General features: G+C 52.7%; 17 protein-coding genes. 11 read left to right on the top strand and 6 right to left on the bottom strand.

Features of this window, described 5'->3' with window-relative positions; genetic code table 11:
- Positions 1–61 precede the first annotated feature (61 nt).
- The 4 genes from argC (at position 62) to IP582_RS14335 (ending at position 5,229) form a co-directional block, all read left to right on the top strand.
- Positions 62–985: an N-acetyl-gamma-glutamyl-phosphate reductase gene (argC, locus tag IP582_RS14350; RefSeq protein ID WP_193793602.1), complete on the top strand. Its 924-nt coding sequence runs from the start codon at positions 62–64 to the stop codon at positions 983–985.
- 237 nt (positions 986–1,222) lie between these two features.
- Entirely contained in the window at positions 1,223–2,206 is a 984-nt protein-coding gene (locus tag IP582_RS14345) for a DUF1852 domain-containing protein (protein WP_193793601.1), read from the top strand.
- A gap of 27 nt (positions 2,207–2,233) precedes the next feature.
- The gene (locus tag IP582_RS14340) at positions 2,234–3,265 is read left to right on the top strand and encodes a methionine synthase (protein WP_193793600.1); all 1,032 of its coding nucleotides are present in this window, start codon (positions 2,234–2,236) and stop codon (positions 3,263–3,265) included.
- A gap of 425 nt (positions 3,266–3,690) precedes the next feature.
- Positions 3,691–5,229: a methyl-accepting chemotaxis protein gene (locus IP582_RS14335; RefSeq protein ID WP_193793599.1), complete on the top strand. Its 1,539-nt coding sequence runs from the start codon at positions 3,691–3,693 to the stop codon at positions 5,227–5,229.
- A 104-nt stretch (positions 5,230–5,333) separates the two neighbouring features.
- On the opposite strand, the gene IP582_RS14330 is transcribed toward IP582_RS14335, so the two are convergent.
- Both IP582_RS14330 and hpxD read right to left on the bottom strand, forming a co-directional pair.
- Positions 5,334–6,299, bottom strand: a complete 966-nt coding sequence (locus tag IP582_RS14330; protein ID WP_193793598.1) for a PDR/VanB family oxidoreductase — start codon at positions 6,297–6,299, stop codon at positions 5,334–5,336.
- An 8-nt stretch (positions 6,300–6,307) separates the two neighbouring features.
- Positions 6,308–7,345 (bottom strand): molybdenum cofactor-independent xanthine hydroxylase subunit HpxD, encoded by a 1,038-nt coding sequence (gene hpxD / locus IP582_RS14325; RefSeq protein WP_193793597.1) that lies wholly within the window; start codon positions 7,343–7,345, stop codon positions 6,308–6,310.
- Between the two features lie 127 nt (positions 7,346–7,472).
- Here hpxD and hpxR point away from each other — a divergent pair, with 127 nt between their 5' ends.
- Positions 7,473–8,396, top strand: coding sequence for a LysR family hpxDE operon transcriptional regulator HpxR (gene hpxR / locus IP582_RS14320; protein WP_108701142.1), 924 nt, complete (start codon positions 7,473–7,475; stop codon positions 8,394–8,396).
- A gap of 113 nt (positions 8,397–8,509) precedes the next feature.
- On the opposite strand, the gene hpxO is transcribed toward hpxR, so the two are convergent.
- Positions 8,510–9,664, bottom strand: a complete 1,155-nt coding sequence (gene hpxO / locus IP582_RS14315) for an FAD-dependent urate hydroxylase HpxO (RefSeq protein ID WP_193793596.1) — start codon at positions 9,662–9,664, stop codon at positions 8,510–8,512.
- Between the two features lie 267 nt (positions 9,665–9,931).
- On the opposite strand from hpxO, the gene IP582_RS14310 reads away from it, so the two are divergent.
- Genes IP582_RS14310 through uraH form a run of 3 tightly spaced genes read left to right on the top strand, consistent with a single transcriptional unit; the run spans position 9,932 to position 12,112 of the window.
- Positions 9,932–11,314, top strand: coding sequence for a nucleobase:cation symporter-2 family protein (locus IP582_RS14310; RefSeq protein WP_071195303.1), 1,383 nt, complete (start codon positions 9,932–9,934; stop codon positions 11,312–11,314).
- Complete coding sequence (uraD, locus tag IP582_RS14305; RefSeq protein WP_193793595.1) at positions 11,292–11,792, top strand: 2-oxo-4-hydroxy-4-carboxy-5-ureidoimidazoline decarboxylase; 501 nt, start codon at positions 11,292–11,294, stop codon at positions 11,790–11,792. The genes IP582_RS14310 and uraD overlap by 23 nt, the downstream gene beginning before the upstream one ends.
- Positions 11,789–12,112, top strand: a complete 324-nt coding sequence (gene uraH, locus IP582_RS14300; protein ID WP_193793594.1) for a hydroxyisourate hydrolase — start codon at positions 11,789–11,791, stop codon at positions 12,110–12,112. The genes uraD and uraH overlap by 4 nt, the downstream gene beginning before the upstream one ends.
- 115 nt (positions 12,113–12,227) lie before the next feature.
- Here the strand turns inward: uraH and guaD are convergent, their stop codons facing one another.
- Together guaD and IP582_RS14290 are read right to left on the bottom strand one after the other, a co-directional pair.
- On the bottom strand, positions 12,228–13,550 hold the full coding sequence (gene guaD, locus IP582_RS14295) for a guanine deaminase (protein WP_193793593.1): 1,323 nt from the start codon (positions 13,548–13,550) through the stop codon (positions 12,228–12,230).
- 271 nt (positions 13,551–13,821) lie between these two features.
- Positions 13,822–14,064: a hypothetical protein gene (locus IP582_RS14290; RefSeq protein ID WP_041851492.1), complete on the bottom strand. Its 243-nt coding sequence runs from the start codon at positions 14,062–14,064 to the stop codon at positions 13,822–13,824.
- Between the two features lie 457 nt (positions 14,065–14,521).
- Between IP582_RS14290 and IP582_RS14285 the strand changes: the two genes are divergently transcribed.
- The gene (locus IP582_RS14285; protein WP_193793592.1) at positions 14,522–15,067 is read left to right on the top strand and encodes a GNAT family N-acetyltransferase; all 546 of its coding nucleotides are present in this window, start codon (positions 14,522–14,524) and stop codon (positions 15,065–15,067) included.
- Between the two features lie 78 nt (positions 15,068–15,145).
- Here IP582_RS14285 and IP582_RS14280 read toward each other — a convergent pair whose 3' ends face one another.
- Complete coding sequence (locus tag IP582_RS14280) at positions 15,146–15,475, bottom strand: helix-turn-helix domain-containing protein (protein ID WP_193793591.1); 330 nt, start codon at positions 15,473–15,475, stop codon at positions 15,146–15,148.
- A 90-nt stretch (positions 15,476–15,565) separates the two neighbouring features.
- Here IP582_RS14280 and IP582_RS14275 point away from each other — a divergent pair, with 90 nt between their 5' ends.
- Both IP582_RS14275 and IP582_RS14270 read left to right on the top strand, forming a co-directional pair.
- A complete protein-coding gene (locus tag IP582_RS14275; protein WP_079498032.1) occupies positions 15,566–15,892 on the top strand; it encodes a nuclear transport factor 2 family protein in 327 nt (108 codons plus the stop codon).
- Positions 15,892–16,671: an SDR family oxidoreductase gene (locus IP582_RS14270; RefSeq protein WP_193796283.1), complete on the top strand. Its 780-nt coding sequence runs from the start codon at positions 15,892–15,894 to the stop codon at positions 16,669–16,671. Before IP582_RS14275 ends, IP582_RS14270 begins: the two co-directional genes overlap by 1 nt.
- The last annotated feature ends 186 nt before the right edge of the window (positions 16,672–16,857 follow it).

The following is a 16,857-nucleotide window of genomic DNA, read 5'->3' as shown; positions in this document are numbered from 1 at the left end:
CACACTAAAACCTGGCACAACATCAATGTCATAAAATTTTATTCGTGACCGGGAAAACACAATGACTAACGTATTTATCGATGGCGAGCAGGGCACCACAGGCTTACAGATCCATGACCGACTGCGCGGTCGCTCAGACATTACCCTGATGACGCTGCCTGTTTCGCATCGCAAAGACACACGCCTGCGGGCCGGGATGCTCAACAACTGCGATATCGCAATTCTGTGTTTGCCCGATGAGGCCGCTCGCGAAGCGGTGGCCTTGGTGGAAAACCCGCACGTGCGGATTATCGATGCCAGTTCAGCTCACAGGGTTACGCCCGGCTGGACATATGGTTTTCCTGAAATGAGTGCCGACCAGCCCGAACGCATCCGGGCGTCAACGCGCATTACGAACCCAGGCTGTTACCCAACGGGCGCGATTGGTCTTCTGCTCCCGCTGGTCAATGCCGGACTGTTGCCTGCCAATTACCCCCTTTCTATCCATGCTGTTTCCGGCTATTCGGGCGGGGGAAGGGCGGCGATAGAACAGTTCGAAGGCAAGCAGACCGATTTGGCGCCCGCGTTTCAGGTCTATGGTTTGGGTCTCAGGCACAAACATGTTCCGGAAATTGCGCGCTACGCAGGGCTCTCTGTGCCGCCCGTCTTTATGCCTGCTTACGGCGCGTACCGTCAGGGGATCGTGCTGAGTGTGCCGTTGCAGCAACGCCTGCTGCCCAAAAATGCCAGTGCCGTGGCAATCCATGCCTGCCTTACAGAGCATTACAGCCATAGCCGGCATGTAAAGGTACTGCCCCACATAACAGCGGGTGATACAGAGCGCATCAACCCGGAGCGCCTGAACGGTACTAATGACATGGAGCTTGGCGTTTTCTCAAACCCCGAAAATGGACAAATACTGCTGACCGCCGTCTTCGATAACCTGGGCAAAGGGGCATCGGGCGCTGCCGTGCAAAACCTCAATTTGCTCCTCGATAACCATTAACACGCGGCCAGGGTGTCGGGCTTTTACGCCCGGCGCCAGCCCCCCCGAGCGGACGCTAAGCCGAACATGACAATGTCTCATGTTGCAATGAAATTAACTCGCTTTCTCTCATCCAGAGGCTCTGGCATAAATATGTATTATTAACTTATTGATAACATGAAAACTGCGGAATGAGACACCCGGCCGCTTAATAAAATAAGCCAGTTTTTATGTCAGAACACAGGGTGCAAAATTACAATGAATAAAGATTTCACATTTACCATTAAAAGCAGTCGCTTCGACGAAAATTATAACCCCTCAGAAAATACCCGTATCACCACTAACTTCGCTAATTTGGCCAGAGGCGACAATCGTCAGGAGAATCTGCGTAATACGCTAGTGATGATTAATAACCGTTTCAATGCTCTGGCCTATTGGGATAACCCGCGCGCCGACCGTTATTCTGTTGAACTTGACATTATCTCCGCTGAACTGAATATTGGCGATGAAGGCAATGATATTGCGTTTCCGGCAATTGAGATATTGAAAACGAATATTGTTGATAAAGAAACAAACGAACGCATAGAGGGCATTGTCGGAAATAATTTCTCGTCTTATGTGCGGGATTATGACTTTAGCGTATTGCTCTTAGAGCACAACAAAGGCCAGGAGAAGTTCAGTATTCCGGATGACTTTGGCGACTTGCATGGCAAGTTATTTAAGCATTTCGTCAATTCCCGTGCCTACAAAGAGAACTTCAAAAAGTCACCGGTGATCTGCCTGAGCGTGTCCAGTAAAGATATCTATCATCGCACGGGCAATCAGCACCCTGTATTAGGCATTGAATACCAGCCCAACGGCACGTCGCTGACGGAGCAGTATTTCAACAAAATGGGCCTGCGGGTTCGCTATTTTATGCCGCAAAATAGCGTTGCGCCGCTGGCTTTTTATTTCTCGGGTGATTTGCTGCGCGATTACACCAGTCTTGAGCTTATCAGTACCATCAGTACGATGGAGACGTTCCAGAAGATTTATCGACCTGAAATCTATAATGCTAACGCTGTCGCCGGTCACTATTATCAGCCAGACCTGAACCACCAGGATCATTCATTAACCAAAATTGTGTATGACCGTGAAGAGCGCAGTCAGTTGGCTATTGAGCAGGGCAAATTTACTGAAGAACACTTTATTAAACCCTACAAAAATATTCTTGAACAATGGTCCGCTAACTTCGCTCTTTAATTAACCAGGATTAAAAGGTCATTTATTATGAAAACATTGCTTCCCACCTCAACGGCTGGCAGTTTACCCAAACCGTCCTGGCTTGCCGAGCCGGAAAAACTGTGGTCGCCCTGGAAATTACAAAATGAAGAGTTAATTGAGGGGAAAAAAGATGCCCTGAGTTTATCTCTCTACGATCAATTGCGGGCAGGGATTGATATTGTCAGCGATGGCGAACAAACGCGCCAACATTTTGTCACGACCTTTATTGAACACCTCAGCGGCGTTGATTTTGAAAAACGCGAGACCGTCAGAATTCGCAATCGCTACGATGCGAGTGTTCCGACCGTGGTAGGTGCGGTGGCGCGTCAAAAACCGGTTTTTGTTGACGATGCCAAATTTTTGCGGCAACTGACTAAACAGCCCATTAAATGGGCGTTGCCCGGACCGATGACGATGATCGATACGCTCTATGATGCCCATTACAAAAGCCGTGAAAAACTCGCCTGGGAATTTGCGAAAATTCTCAATCAGGAAGCCAAAGAACTGGAGGCTGCGGGGGTTGATATTATCCAGTTTGATGAACCGGCTTTTAATGTCTTCTTCGACGAGGTGAACGACTGGGGTGTTGCCGCATTAGAAAGAGCCATTGAAGGGCTGAAATGCGAAACGGCGGTACACATCTGTTACGGCTATGGCATTAAGGCCAATACCGACTGGAAAAAGACACTGGGCTCTGAGTGGCGGCAATACGAAGAGGCGTTTCCCAAACTGCAAACATCGAATATCGATATCATTTCACTGGAATGCCATAACTCGCGTGTTCCCATGGATCTGCTGGAACTGATTCGCGGTAAGAAAGTGATGGTAGGGGCGATTGACGTGGCGACCTCGACCATCGAAACGCCTGAAGAGGTCGCCAGTACGCTGCGTAAAGCTCTCCAGTTTGTTGATGCCGATAAGCTTTACCCTTCTACTAACTGTGGCATGACGCCGTTATCGCGTCGGGTCGCCAATGGTAAGCTCAATGCATTAAGTGCGGGTGCGGAAATTATCCGCCGGGAACTTACGGGAAAATAACGTCACTCGATTGGTAAATTTAAAGAATGCAGTCCGGGTCAGGTGAGGGATAAATATCGTCCTTGACTGAATAACCGAATTATGGAATATCTGTGGTGGCCGCGCTAAAAGATGTAGCACGGCTACTATATCACTTTTTGATTGCTTAAATCTGCAAGCAGTATTTATATAATATATTTTTGTTATCCCGTTGTGATTGTTGTACTCGCTCACCGGGCGATAATTTATTTAATGCCTCTCTTTGCGATAGTCACCTGTTTTATATATGATTTGTTCTTTATAAAATAAATAACATTCAAAACTATTTAACCTTGCTTAATGCCAAGTAAGGGTTCCTTAACTAAAATTTTATCTATTGCAGATATAAAGATAAGCCCATCGGCGCCGATAAAAATAAAACTGTATATGCGCTGATGAGGCTGAACATGACCATTCTTAAAAAACTGACCTTAATATTTATTTTTTCAATTGTGATAATGATCACCCTGGGTGGACTTAGTCTGAAAGCGCTCAACAACGCACAAAACAGATTCGAATATGTGACAACAAATAGTATGCCGAGTATCAGTAAACTCAGTGAGGGGTTGCTACACAGGGAAGAGGCGAGGCGTCAGATTCTCATGTCGTTGCTGGTAAACCAGATAGATGTATTTGAAAAACACATAGGTACAGCAACCAGTGAGTTAAATAAAGTTCAAAGCATATTAAATGAATACCAGTCAAATCTGATTTCAGACCAACATGATGGTGAATTAATTAAAAAAACCATCCGCGCGTTTGAAGACTATAAAGTAAAAGTGATGGACATGAAAAGTGTCTATGAGAAAGACGGTATTGATGCGGCGAGATTAATGGTATCCGATGGAGGAACTACGGCCACTGCTTCTGTGGCGCTTAGCGCGGCGATACAAGAAATGCTGGAATATAACTATAAAATCGCTGTTAATTATGCCGAAGAGAACCACAATCAATATCACGAAACAGTGTGGTTTTTGAGCATCATCATTATTGTTGCAGTGGCACTTATTGCCCTTTTCTCATGGCAAATCCTGACCTATCTGAAAAAAGGGTTACGTACTCTTCAGGAAAGCATGGCAACTATCAGCGATACGCTGAATCTCACCCTACGATTAAATATTGATAAAAACGATGAGCTGGGTATTACGGCAAAGAGTTTTAACGGGCTGGTTGAAAAAATCAGAGGGGTATTATCAAGCGTAAAAGATGCAAGTAAAGAAGTCGATACCGCTGCGAATGAAATTGCGGTCAGTAACGACGACCTCTCTTCACGGACTGAATCTCAGGCCTCTTCTCTGGAGGAGACGGCGGCAAGCATGAATGAGTTGTCAGTTACCGTCAGTCACAACATGGATAACGCTAAACAAGCGAATGCGTATATTGGGCAGGTCCAGTCGATAGTCAATGAAAGCCACCAGGAACTCGGTGCGCTGAAAGGGTCTATTGACGATATTTCGTTATCCTCAAGCAAGATTGCAGAAATTACATCCATCATTGATGGTATCGCTTTTCAAACCAATATTCTTGCGCTTAACGCTGCGGTGGAAGCCGCGCGTGCCGGTGAGCAGGGTAAAGGGTTCGCCGTAGTGGCAGGGGAAGTGCGCTCTTTATCCCAGCGCTCCTCCGTTGCTGCCCGCGATATTCGCGACTTAATTGAAGAGGCGCTGAAAAATATCAACAAAGGGGTCGTGTATGCGGCAAGTGTGACAACGAAGATGAATAATGCGCTGGGAATGGTGGATGAAACGACACAGCTTATTAATCAGGTAAACCACTCTTCCGGCGAGCAGAGTTATGGCATCGAACAGGTCAATATTGCAGTAAGCCAAATGGAAGGTAACCTGCAACAGAACGCGGCGATGGTAGAGCAGATGGCCACTGCGGCAAACTCGTTAAGTCAGCAGGCCAGTACGCTGTTGAAAGAAGTTGAAGCGTTCCACCTGTAAAGTACACCTTATCGCCACAACAGACCTGCCCCTGTTTCGTTTCAGACATCAATAAAATATGGGGCAGGCCTGTTTACCGGAGATCAGGCTGCGACTCGTGGTGACTATAAGTCAATCACCAGTTCCCCGGAGTGGCTACGGGAGCAGCACAGCGCGATATGTTGCGCGGCGGCGGATTTCTCTGCGGCCGATTGCACGGTATCCCGGTGATCGACAACGCCGTCGACAACCGGCGTCAGGCAGGCCCCACAGATCCCCATCTCGCAGGAAAGCGGTACCGCCACGCCATTATCCTGTAGCACTTGCGCGATACTCTTATTCGCCGGTACCGGCCATTTCTCCCCGCTTGACGCCAGGGTAATCGTAAAGGTCGCTGCATCTTGCGCGATCGCCGCCGGGGCAACAGGCGCAAAGGCCTCGCTGTGGATATGCGTCTCCGGCCAGCCTTTTTTCAGGGCAGCGTCCCTGACCGCCGCCATAAACCCCTCGGGTCCACAGGTGTAAATACGCTGTTCGTCGCCGGGGACGGGAAGCATGGTCGCCAGCCACTGACGTGGGCTCTCCCCCTCAGCGGAACAGTGCACCACACAAATACCGTGTTTGAGTGGTCGGGAGAGTTCGCGCAAAAATGCGGCCTCTTCACGGCGTTTAACAAAATAGTGCAGTATAAATGGCCTGCCTGTGGCCTCCCGTTGCAGCAGCATTGCATACAGGGGAGTGATGCCAATCCCCGCCGCCAGCAGCAGAACCGGGCCATCATCGCGCAGGGCAAACAGGTTGCGCGGTGCGGAAATCAGCAGCCTCTGGCCGGGGCGTAGCGTCTGGTGGATATAGCGTGAACCGCCACGCGATGCGCGCTCCTGCGCCACGCAGATAAGGTAACTCCCCGCTCTGTTGTCACCTGTCAGGGAATATTGGCGGATCAGGCCGCAGGGCAGATGCACATCAATATGGGCGCCGGGCTCCCAGCCGGGCAGGGGCTCGCCACTGGCGCTAACCAGCCGCACGGCCAGACTTCTGTCGCCCTGACACCATAATCCGTCAACCACCACGTTCAGCATCTCGTTCATGGCGCACCTCAAACCAGGAAAAACTCGCCAAAGCCCATTTTTTTCAGGCCACGGCGATAGGCAATCGAACTTCGGTCTGCCGAAATATGGGCTTCCAGCGTCAGATCCAGCGGCAGCCTTTCCGGACGTTGGGTTTCGACCATCAGGCGGTCTTCTTCAAATACGCGCAGGTTAAAGGCATGGACATCCTCAACGGGAACATGCAGATCGAAATTACGTGCGATAGGCGCGAACATGCGGGTCACACGTGAAGAGACAGGTGATGCGGCGTTCATGATCACCAGCCGCGCCTCGCCGGGAAAATGGATCGTCAGCGTGGCGGTAAACGGCAGATGCATTTCGAAATGACGCAGCCACTGAAAGCCATCCGGCGCCTGATGTTGGGAGCTTGCCGGATAATTACCTACCGAACTCCAGTAATCGGCGACAAAACCGAACTCGGTTTCCTGCGGGTTATAATCGGGGACGACCTGATTGCTGGCATCGGCAAAGGTTGCCGTGTGGATCCAGGCGAAGTGGGCCACATCGAGAAATCCTTCCACCTGCCGTCCGGCGAAACCGTTCACTTCAAAAGCGGGGCAGTTGATCTGCTGAAAACCAGCGTCATCCCAGTGCGGCATTGTTGGCAGCGGCTGGGGGTTTTCCGCGTCAAACGCCAGGCACGTCCAGATGAGACCGTAGCGCTCTTCAACCGCATAGGTTAACAGGTTGAGTTTCGCCGGGACTGCCTGGCCGGGGCTGGAGGGGATGCGATTGCAGCGGCCATCTTCGCCGAAACGCAGCCCGTGGTAGGGGCAGACAATCCCTTCGTCGTCGTGAAAACCGAGCGTTAATGGCACGCCACGATGCGGGCAGACATCGCGGGCGACCACCACCTGACCTTTCACGCGGTAAATCACCAGTTGTTCATCCAGCAGCGTTGCTTTGACCGGCGCGGCGCCAATATCACAGGCGCGGGCGACCGGATGCCAGCATTTTGCCAGACGTAACCAGTCCTCCGGTTCGAAGGTGCAACGGACGGGTGGGGTGGGGAGTGCTGTATTCATGGTCATCCTTCCTGCTCACGGAAAAGCAATTGTTTAATTGTTGTAACTTTATTGTTGTCATATTAGGGTGTGCACATCCATCGCCATTAATTCACTACCTCGTTGCAAAAAAGTGTACAGGTGCTGCATGAGTCCATTTTCGCGTTTCGCCCTCTATTTTGCCGAAGTTGCCCGCAGCGGTAGCCTGCGCCGTGCCGCCGAAAAATTGCATATCTCTCCCTCAGCCATTAACCGACAGATCCTGCAGGCAGAGGAGACGTTTGGTACGCCGCTGTTTGAACGGCTACCAGAAGGCTTACGGATGACCACCGCGGGAGAATTGCTCTACGACAATCTGCTGCGCTGGCAAAAAGAGTTTCAGCTTACCCGGCAGAAATTTGATGAGTTGCAGGGGCTTAAGCGCGGCACGGTTAGCGTGGGGATGGTGCAGGCGCTGGCAGAGGGGAGCTTTGCCAGTGCGCTGGCCGATATTATTAGCGGGCAACCGTGGCTGGAGCTGGTGTTACAGGTCGCGGATAGCCATACCGTCAGCCAGAAAGTGCGGCAGGCGGATCTCGATTTTGGCTTGATCCTCGATCCGGAGGGGCAGACAGGGTTAAACGTGCTGGCGTTCGCCGAGCTGGAGATGGGGGTGGTGATGCGCCCGGATCATGAAATGGCCCAGGCATCGGCACTGTCGTTGGGCGAGCTGAGCGAGGCGCGACATATTCTGCCCGGCGCGCCCCTGATTGTGCATGATCGTGTCGGTATGCTCTATCGCCACTACGATCTGGCCCCGGCGAACACCATCAACTGTAACGATATCCGGCTTATCAAATCGCTGGTGTTAAAGGGGAGCGGCGTGACGGTGCTGAGCCTGCTGGATGTGCTGGATGAGGTGAAGAGCGGGCAACTGGCGTTTGTCCCGCTGCGTAACAAGCTGTTGCGTCCGTTGACTCTGGCGCTGTGCACCGCCCCCTCGCGCCAGCTTTCCCGTCCGGCGCAGATGGTCATCCAGAAGCTGACCGCCGTGATGGAGGAGATGCAGATTCTGCACCCGCCGTTGGTCTGATCCCCGGTGGCGCTGCCGCTTACCGGGGCTACGGTGCATAGCTGTCTGCGGGAGGGTTGCCCGGACAAGGCGCCGTGCGCCGCCGCTACGGTGCATAGCTGCCTGCGAGCAGATTATCCCAATGGCCCGCCCTGAATGGTGTCGCACAGCCCGTTGATAATGCGCTCACCGCTCTCTTCCTTGAGTTCCTGATACCAGGCCTGCGTCAGCGCCATATCCTTACCGTGTGTAACATCGCAGCGTTTACGCGCTTTGAGCACCAGATCGCGCACCCGGTCACAGCGTTGCGCTTCATACTCTCGCAGCGCGCTTTCAATAGTGGTCTGCGTACGGAAAATCTCCCCCAGCACCACCGCATCCTCCATTGCCGCACAGCCGCCCTGGCCGATATCCGGCGTCGTGCTGTGCCCGGCATCGCCCAGCAATGCCACTTTGCCCCGCACCAGTTTATCGAACGGCTCGATATCATGGATCTCAATGCGGTTGGTGGTCTGCGGATCAAGTGCGGCGATCAGCCGCTGAACCGGCGGCGCCCAGCCGCTAAAATAGCGTGTTAAATCGTCACGCAGCGTGGCGCGGTCTTCGGCAAGCCCGGCAGGCAACGGCACATCGAAGAAAAAATAAAAACGCCCATCAGAAACCGGCATCAGCGACACCCGTTTGCCTTCGCCGACAAACGTGGTCCACTGCTCGGCCGGGGCCATCGCCTCGTCGATCTTCACCAGGCCGTTCCAGTTGACGTAACCCGCATAGCGGCGTTGCGGCGTGTAGCCCAACACGTAAGGACGCAGCGCCGAATGGCTGCCGTCGGCGGCAATCAGGAAATCCCCGTGCGCTGTAGTGCCATCGGTAAACCACGCGGTAACGCCGTCGGTGTTCTCTTCCACGTTGCTTACACGCTTGCCAAACTGCACCTTATCGCGTCCCCAGTGATTGAGCATTTCGCGCTGCAACTCTGCGCGCGATACCGGGCACGGGCGACCACCAACCCGCTCAACCAGCGGTGCCAGGCTAAATTGCGTCAGGGTTTCGCCCTGACGGTAATCTTTATAGGCCATAAAGCGCATTGGGCCGCCGTAAGTCTCCATCATCTCGCCCATACCCAGATGACGCATGCACTTCACGCCGTTGGGCCAGATGGAGATCGCCGCACCGACGGGTTTGATCTCTTTTACCGCCTCAAAGACGTCACACGCGATGCCTGCATTTTTTAACGCTACGGCAGCGCTCAGCCCGCCAATACCTGCGCCAATCACCAGTGCTTTCATTCTGATCTCCTTTTATCTGCGTATCAGAGGTTCAGCAATTTGCGTACCAGAATGTGCAGACGCGTAACCACAGGGTAAATCGTGCATTGCACTGTTGTGTTGCACTATTGTTGTGCGTATTTGCATTAGTGTTGCCTTTTTGTGAATCAAAAATTTCTTTACTGAATGTCAGGAATCTAAAGTTTCACAGTGATGGCAGGGATCGTTGACTCTGGCCTGCTTTGTGCATCAGGCCGTTGACGCTCATAAATAACAGGATGCAAGACCATGTCTGATGAAAAAAACAACGGTTTATTGTACGGGCTGGAACAGCGGATCCCGCCGCTGCCCGCTTTTTTCAGTGCGTTACAGCATGTGCTGGCCGGGTTAGTCGGGATCATCACGCCGCCGCTCATCATTGGCGCGACGCTGGGGCTGGGCGAGTGGATGCCTTATCTCATCAGCATGTCGTTGCTGGCCTCGGGTATTGGCACGTTTTTACAATCCAACCGCGTATGGGGCATTGGGGCCGGGATGATCTGCATGCAGGGCACCAGCTTTGCGTTTCTCGGCGTGGCTATCGCTGGTGGGATGTGGGTCAAAGGGCAGGGTGGCACCGCCCAGGATGTGATGGCGATGCTGTTTGGTGTGAATGTCGTTGCCGCGCTGGTGCCGATTATCGTCAGCCGTTTTATTGAGCCGCTCAAACGCATCTTCACACCTATCATTACCGGTAGCGTGATTGCCCTGATAGGTATCAGCCTGATTAAAGTCAGCGTGAATAACTGGTGCGGCGGTGTGCAGGCGAAAGATTTTGGCAGCATGAGCAATATCGCCCTTGGCGCAGGCACGCTGGCGGTGATTGTATTACTGAGCTGTGCGAAGAACCGCTGGTTGCGTCTCTCGTCTGTGGTGGTCGGCATTGCTGTAGGCTGTATTGCGGCGGCGCTTGCCGGTAAGTTTCATTTCAATGGCCTGGGCGATACCTGGTTTCGTTTGCCTGCGCTGTTCCCGTTTGGTTTTCAGTTCAATGGCGCCATTTTCCTGCCCGTGGCGCTAGTGTCACTGGTGTGTATTCTTGAGGCCGTAGGCGATCTCACCGCCAACTGTCTTATCTCTCACCAGCCAATTGATGACAGCGCCTTTCGCTCACGGCTGAAAGGCGGCATCCTCGCCGATGGCATCAGTTGTATGATCGCGGCGATGCTCTGCGCTTTTCCGAATACGACCTTTGCGCAAAACAATGGCGTCATCCAGATGACCGGCGTCGCCAGCCGCTTTGTCGGGCGCTATATCGGCGTGGTACTGATTCTGCTTGGGCTGTTTCCGCCATTTGGTGAAATTCTGCGCCAGATCCCACTGCCGGTACTGGGCGGCGCGACCATGGTGATGTTTGGTTGCGTGGTAGCGGCCGGGATCCGCATCATTACCCAGAACCCGTTAACCCGCCGCGACATGCTGATTGTCGGGCTGGCGTTTGGTTTCGGTATGGGCGTCGAAGCCGTACCCGCTTTTCTCGCCCATTTCCCGGCGATTATCGGTAATCTGTTTGGCTCGGCGGCAACCTGCGGTGGTCTGGTGGCGATTGTACTGAATCTGATTATTCCGGAAGAAAAACCCGCTACCGCTGCGAAGACAAGGAGTCACGATGATCGCGCTGAATCACTTTAATCAACTGGAAGCTGATGCCGCGATGGCGCTGTTACAGCCTTGCGTTGCGCTCCCTGGTTGGGCGGCGGCGCTGGTTGCCGCGCGTCCGTTTGCCAGTCTTGCCGCGTTGCACCATACCGCGAAGGCGCTGACGCAATCCTGGGGAGGCGCCGAGCTTGAACAGGCGCTGAGCGCGCATCCGCGTATTGGCGAAAAACCTGATGGGCAGCAGGCGCATGCCGTGTTATCGCGCCAGGAGCAGTCGGCGGTGAACGCAGATGATACGCAACTGGCCGAGGCGTTACGGTTGGGAAATGCAGATTATGAAGCGCGTTTTGGCCGGGTCTTTTTGATTCGCGCCAAAGGGCGCAGCGCAGAAGAGATCTTAGAAGCGCTCAGGCAGCGGCTGACCCACAGTGATGCCGAAGAGACGGTGGTGGCGCTGGCGCAGTTACGGGAAATTACCTTATTACGACTGGCAGGAGCGATTGGCGAATGAGCAGCCTCAGTACACATATTCTTGATATTTCTACCGGCAAACCGGCACCCGGTGTGACGGTGTTTCTGGCGCGTGATGAGCACGTGCTGGCACAGAGCATCACCGACGCGAATGGGCGAATTGGCGCGTTTCCCGTACCGCTGACGCCGGGGCGTTACCGGCTGGTGGCGCAGACAGGGGAGTGGTTTGCGAAGCAGGATGTGGTGACACTGTTTCCCTGCGCGCAAATTGATTTTGTGGTTGCGCAAGGGGCAGAGGAGCATTTCCATCTGCCGTTTTTAATTGCTCCCGGCGGCTGGTCAACCTATCGCGGGAGCTGATTTTGGCTGCGTTTTGACGTGCGGCTGACTCCCCCCGGTGGCGTTATCGCTTACCGGGGCTGCGTTCGGTAGGGTAGCCCGGGTAAGGCGCTTGCGCCGCCACCCGGGAAAGGTATTACTGCGCGGCCTCATTTCCCCCCCATGCACACTGACCATTAATCCACGTCTCGCTGATATTGCGCTCATCACCGAGGGTCATCAGCACAAACAATTGCTCATAAATATCCTTGCTGCGCTCGTTACGCAGGCGCTGCAACGGCGTGACTGCCGGGTCGATAACCACAAAATCGGCCTCTTTCCCGACGGCGAAATTGCCAATTTTATCGTCCAGACGCAAGGCATGAGCGCCGCCAAGGGTGGCATGGTAAAACGCTTCGCTGGCGCGCAGACGATAGCTTTGCAACTGGCCCACTTTATAGGCCTCACCCAGCGTACGTAGCATACTGAACGTGGTGCCTGCGCCTACATCCGTGCCAATGCCCATACGTACCTTGTACTGCCAACTGGCGGGCAGGCGGAACAACCCGCTACCGAGAAACAGATTCGAGGTCGGACAGAACGCCACCGCGGAGCCGGTATCATGCAGACACTGCCACTCCTCATCATGCAAATGGATGCCATGCGCAAATACGCTCCCCTCGCCGGTCAGCCCATAATGATGGTAAACATCGAGATAGCGCGCATGCTCTGGCCAGAGATCGTTCACCCACGCCACCTCATTCGGGTTTTCACTTAAATGGGTCTGTAGCCAGGTCTGCGGAAATTCCTCGCGCAAACGGCGCACCGCATCAAGCAGCTCGGGTGTCGAGGTCGGCGCAAAGCGTGGCGTAAGGGCGTAGCCCAGTCGCCCCTGGTGTTGCCAGCGCTGGATCAACTCACGTGTTTGCCGGTAACTCTCTTCGGCGGTTTCACTCAGGTAATCCGGTGCATGGCGATCCATCATCACTTTACCGGCGATCAGGCGCATGTTGAGGCGCAACGCTTCGCTAAACAGGGCATTGACCGACTCCGGATGCAGCGTGCAGAACACCATTGCCGTGGTGGTACCGTGGCTCAGCAACTGACCAATAAAGAAACGGGCAATCTCTGCCGCGTAAGCCTCATCGGCAAACTGGCTCTCTACCGGGAAAGTGTAGGTGGTCAGCCACTCCAGCAGTTGTTCGCCAAACGCGCCAATCATCTCCGTTTGCGGGTAATGCACATGGGCATCGATAAAGCCAGGCATCAGCAGCTTACCGCGTCTGTCGGTGTAGCCTTTTTGCGCATCCAGATGTTGTTCTCCCTCCTGCCAGGTCATTCGCGCCTGGATCTTTCCGTCGCGAATAAACAGCAGCCCGTCCTCAATAAAACGCGCATTAAGGGCGATATCGTCTGCGTTATCGCAGACCTGGGCAATATCAAACAGCGCACCGCGAATCGCGACATGGTAGTCAATCATCTTTTCTGCCTTCATTGTTTCCGTACGGGTAAAAAGTAATGCAAGATGAGTGCCAGCGTATGGCGAGGCGTGGGGTGTGGAACCCCCTTACACCGGGCTGTAGAGTAAGCGTGAAAAGCTGGTATTCAGTGGTGAGAAGCGCGCGTGCGCATCTTCCGATAGGGCACTCGGGGTCAGTGCTAACGGTGAAAAGAGATGCTTTTATTACAATTCAAAGCAAGCTGATTGGGTTTTGTTTTCACGTCGTCAGAGACGCCATGGCAAAAGTCCCTCAAATTTTCGAAACATCAAGCCCGGCTGCTTTCAGGCGATTGACAATTTTAATCATTTTACTAACCACTGTTCTGAATGATTGATTGACGCCAATTCGGTCACACACCACGTCGCTAGGGACATGCTTCAACTCATCAGCATATTTAATAAGTTGCAGGTGCATTTCAGCCGATTTAGCGCGAGGTGGTGCGTCACGCAGAGCCTTTTTAATCTCTGCATAAATCTGTTCCTGATTATCCATTAAGTAAGCCTTAATTGTTTCGCTGCTAAGCAATACTGAGAATCATTTACTTTTAACACATATTCAAGTGATCAATGGAAGGTATTGTCTCCACATTATGAAGATATATCCTCGTTGTAAATTTTAGCAGCTTCTTATGCCTTTTCACTCCGTTGTCGGCAGGCCCCTATGGTACAAATTTTTTGTTGTGCCCGCGTTTATAGCAGTCGTTTTTGACAGAAGGACCGCGGTGCTCTGTGGCTTTTGTGCCTCTTGCGAAACCCAGCGTACGGCCATGCATGTCGGCATTATGTAAGAGACCACACAGGGGACTCACGTAACGTGGTCGCTAAGAATAATAAAATAAGAATACGTGGGTAAGGGGCTTATATTCATGGTGTGAGTATTTGAACTATTTGAAATAGTGGGTATTAAGCAATACACTCACTCCCCCCATTAATTTCCCGGAAGACGGAAGGTGAAATTATTCTCAACACAACGAATTGATGCCTGGTTATTAACAGAAGATTTAGCTGAAAGCTTTCAGCGTTATATCGTGGACAACAGAGACTATTTTTCGCAATTTGAACCTTTACGCGATGAAGCGTACTTTTCCATAGAAAACATTATCGCCAGGATAAAAACCTCTCGTAATGAATTCGAAGAAAAGAAAAATCTGTCAATTGTCTTTACGATGCAAGGCGAGAAGAAAATAATTGGCAACGTCAACTTTACTAATTTTGTCTATGGCGTTTTTCAGGCGTGTTACCTTGGGTTTTCAATTGATCTCGCTTATCAGGGTAAAGGCCTGATGCAGGAAGTGCTCAGCGAGGCGATTCACCATATCCATAAACATTATGGTTTGCATCGTATTATGGCGAATCACCTTCCTGATAATCTACGCAGCGCAAATACCCTTAAACGACTTGGGTTTATTAAAGAGGGATATGCCAGTTCTTATCTCAAAATAAACGGTAAGTGGCAGGATCACGTTCTCAATTCGCTTGTTCTCCCGGATAATTAATTCACAGGAACAGTCAAAAAAGAAGCAACGCAAGGGGGCTGGCATACCGCTTTATCGCGTTATCAAAGGCTTCGCCGCTCAGCAGTCCTCGCGTTTTTCAGCCCATTTGAGCATCGCATCGAGCGACGGGCAAAGCGCCTGGCCCCACTCGGTGAGCCGATATTCTACCTTTGGCGGCACTTGCGGATACACCGTGCGCGAGACGAGACCATCGGACTCCAGTTGTCGCAACTGCTGGGCGAGCATCTTCTGCGAAATAGCGGGGATCAGTTTTTCAAAATCTGAATAGCGCTGTACTTTTCCATCGAACAAATGAAAAAGAATAATTAATTTCCAGCGGCCTTCGAGAAGGCGCAGAACCTGTTCCACGCCGCTTGCGGCAGTTTCCGGCGTATATAACTTACTCATAATTCAGTAGCTCACTTTTTCGTGCGTACTTGTTTATTTCACAGTCTATGTTGAATATACCCGCACTGTAAATAACGGGAGTCAGGAGCCATGTCTTTACTATTACCGCATGCTATTGCGACCTATTTTGCGATAAGTAATGGCGGCGATATCGCCAGCGTTCAGCACTGTTTTACCACCGACGCTATTGTAAAAGATGAAGGTAAAACCCATCACGGGCACACGGCGATCGCGGCATGGCAACGTGCCGCGCAGGCCGCGTTTGACTACAGCGTTGAGCCGCTTGAAATGCATAGCGAAGGCGAGCGGGTCATCGTCACTTCGAAGGTTGTCGGCAATTTTCCCGGCAGCCCGGTAACGCTCAGGCATGCCTTCGGGCTGGTGGGTGACAAAATCAATACACTGGAGATTGTATGATGGCCTTAGATCTTGATTTCCAGGGCAAACGCGTGCTGGTGACCGCAGGCACCAAAGGCGTCGGCAAAGCGGTCGTCGGGCTATTAAAACAGTTGGGCGCCACAGTGTTAACCACCGCGCGCCATGTACCGACGGAATCTGTTGCCGATGCCTTCGTGGCGGCAGATCTCACCACGCCAGAAGGCTGTGCCTGCGTGGCGCAAGCTGTGCAAGTACACCTGGGGGGCGTCGACGTCATCATTCATGTGGCGGGGGGCTCTACGTCACCCGGCGGCGGGTTTGCGGCGCTGGGCGAAGAGGAGTGGCAGCAGGAACTCAACCTTAATCTGCTGCCCGCGGTACGCCTGGATCGGGCACTGCTACCAGGGATGCTGGCGCAGGGGAGTGGGGTCATTATCCACGTCACCTCTATCCAGCGTGAGCTGCCGTTACCGGAATCGACAACCGGCTACGCGGCGGCCAAAGCGGCGCTCTCGGCGTACAGCAAAAGCCTGTCGAAAGAGGTGTCGCCAAAAGGCATTCGCGTGGTTCGCGTTGCCCCCGGCTGGATTGAAACAGAAGCCTCGGTGGCAATGGCGGAGCGACTGGCGCAGCAGGCGGGAACCGATTACGAAGGCGGAAAGCAGATAATCATGAAGGCACTCGGTGGGATCCCGCTGGGGCGCCCATCAAAACCTCTTGAAGTGGCGAATCTTATTGCTTTTCTGGCGTCATCGTGCGCCGCCGCCATCACCGGCACGGAATATGTGATAGATGGTGGCACCGTTCCAACAGTGTAACCCTGGCTTAATCGGCTTGTATTCGAGCCGATTAAGACCATTCGTAAGCCGGACTTTTACGGTGTAAAAGCAAAAATTAAAGGTTCAGCCCGCCCGCGATAGTAAAAACGCCGCCGGTGATATCCCTTACGGATCGGCCAGATAAGTCACCATGGCAGCAACATTCTTCGAATGTGTCAATAAAGC

Source organism: Citrobacter sp. BDA59-3 (genome assembly GCF_015167655.1).
In the GTDB taxonomy this organism is placed as follows: Bacteria; Pseudomonadota; Gammaproteobacteria; order Enterobacterales; family Enterobacteriaceae; genus Phytobacter; species Phytobacter diazotrophicus.
This window is presented reverse-complemented; position numbering and strand designations above follow the sequence as displayed.

Coding starts and splice junctions, on each gene's coding strand:
- argC (WP_193793602.1), top strand. CDS start 62: ATGACTAACGTATTTATCGATGGCGAGCAGGGCACCACAGGCTTACAG.
- IP582_RS14345 (WP_193793601.1), top strand. CDS start 1,223: ATGAATAAAGATTTCACATTTACCATTAAAAGCAGTCGCTTCGACGAA.
- IP582_RS14340 (WP_193793600.1), top strand. CDS start 2,234: ATGAAAACATTGCTTCCCACCTCAACGGCTGGCAGTTTACCCAAACCG.
- IP582_RS14335 (WP_193793599.1), top strand. CDS start 3,691: ATGACCATTCTTAAAAAACTGACCTTAATATTTATTTTTTCAATTGTG.
- IP582_RS14330 (WP_193793598.1), bottom strand. CDS start 6,299: ATGAACGAGATGCTGAACGTGGTGGTTGACGGATTATGGTGTCAGGGC.
- hpxD (WP_193793597.1), bottom strand. CDS start 7,345: ATGAATACAGCACTCCCCACCCCACCCGTCCGTTGCACCTTCGAACCG.
- hpxR (WP_108701142.1), top strand. CDS start 7,473: ATGAGTCCATTTTCGCGTTTCGCCCTCTATTTTGCCGAAGTTGCCCGC.
- hpxO (WP_193793596.1), bottom strand. CDS start 9,664: ATGAAAGCACTGGTGATTGGCGCAGGTATTGGCGGGCTGAGCGCTGCC.
- IP582_RS14310 (WP_071195303.1), top strand. CDS start 9,932: ATGTCTGATGAAAAAAACAACGGTTTATTGTACGGGCTGGAACAGCGG.
- uraD (WP_193793595.1), top strand. CDS start 11,292: ATGATCGCGCTGAATCACTTTAATCAACTGGAAGCTGATGCCGCGATG.
- uraH (WP_193793594.1), top strand. CDS start 11,789: ATGAGCAGCCTCAGTACACATATTCTTGATATTTCTACCGGCAAACCG.
- guaD (WP_193793593.1), bottom strand. CDS start 13,550: ATGATTGACTACCATGTCGCGATTCGCGGTGCGCTGTTTGATATTGCC.
- IP582_RS14290 (WP_041851492.1), bottom strand. CDS start 14,064: ATGGATAATCAGGAACAGATTTATGCAGAGATTAAAAAGGCTCTGCGT.
- IP582_RS14280 (WP_193793591.1), bottom strand. CDS start 15,475: ATGAGTAAGTTATATACGCCGGAAACTGCCGCAAGCGGCGTGGAACAG.
- IP582_RS14275 (WP_079498032.1), top strand. CDS start 15,566: ATGTCTTTACTATTACCGCATGCTATTGCGACCTATTTTGCGATAAGT.
- IP582_RS14270 (WP_193796283.1), top strand. CDS start 15,892: ATGGCCTTAGATCTTGATTTCCAGGGCAAACGCGTGCTGGTGACCGCA.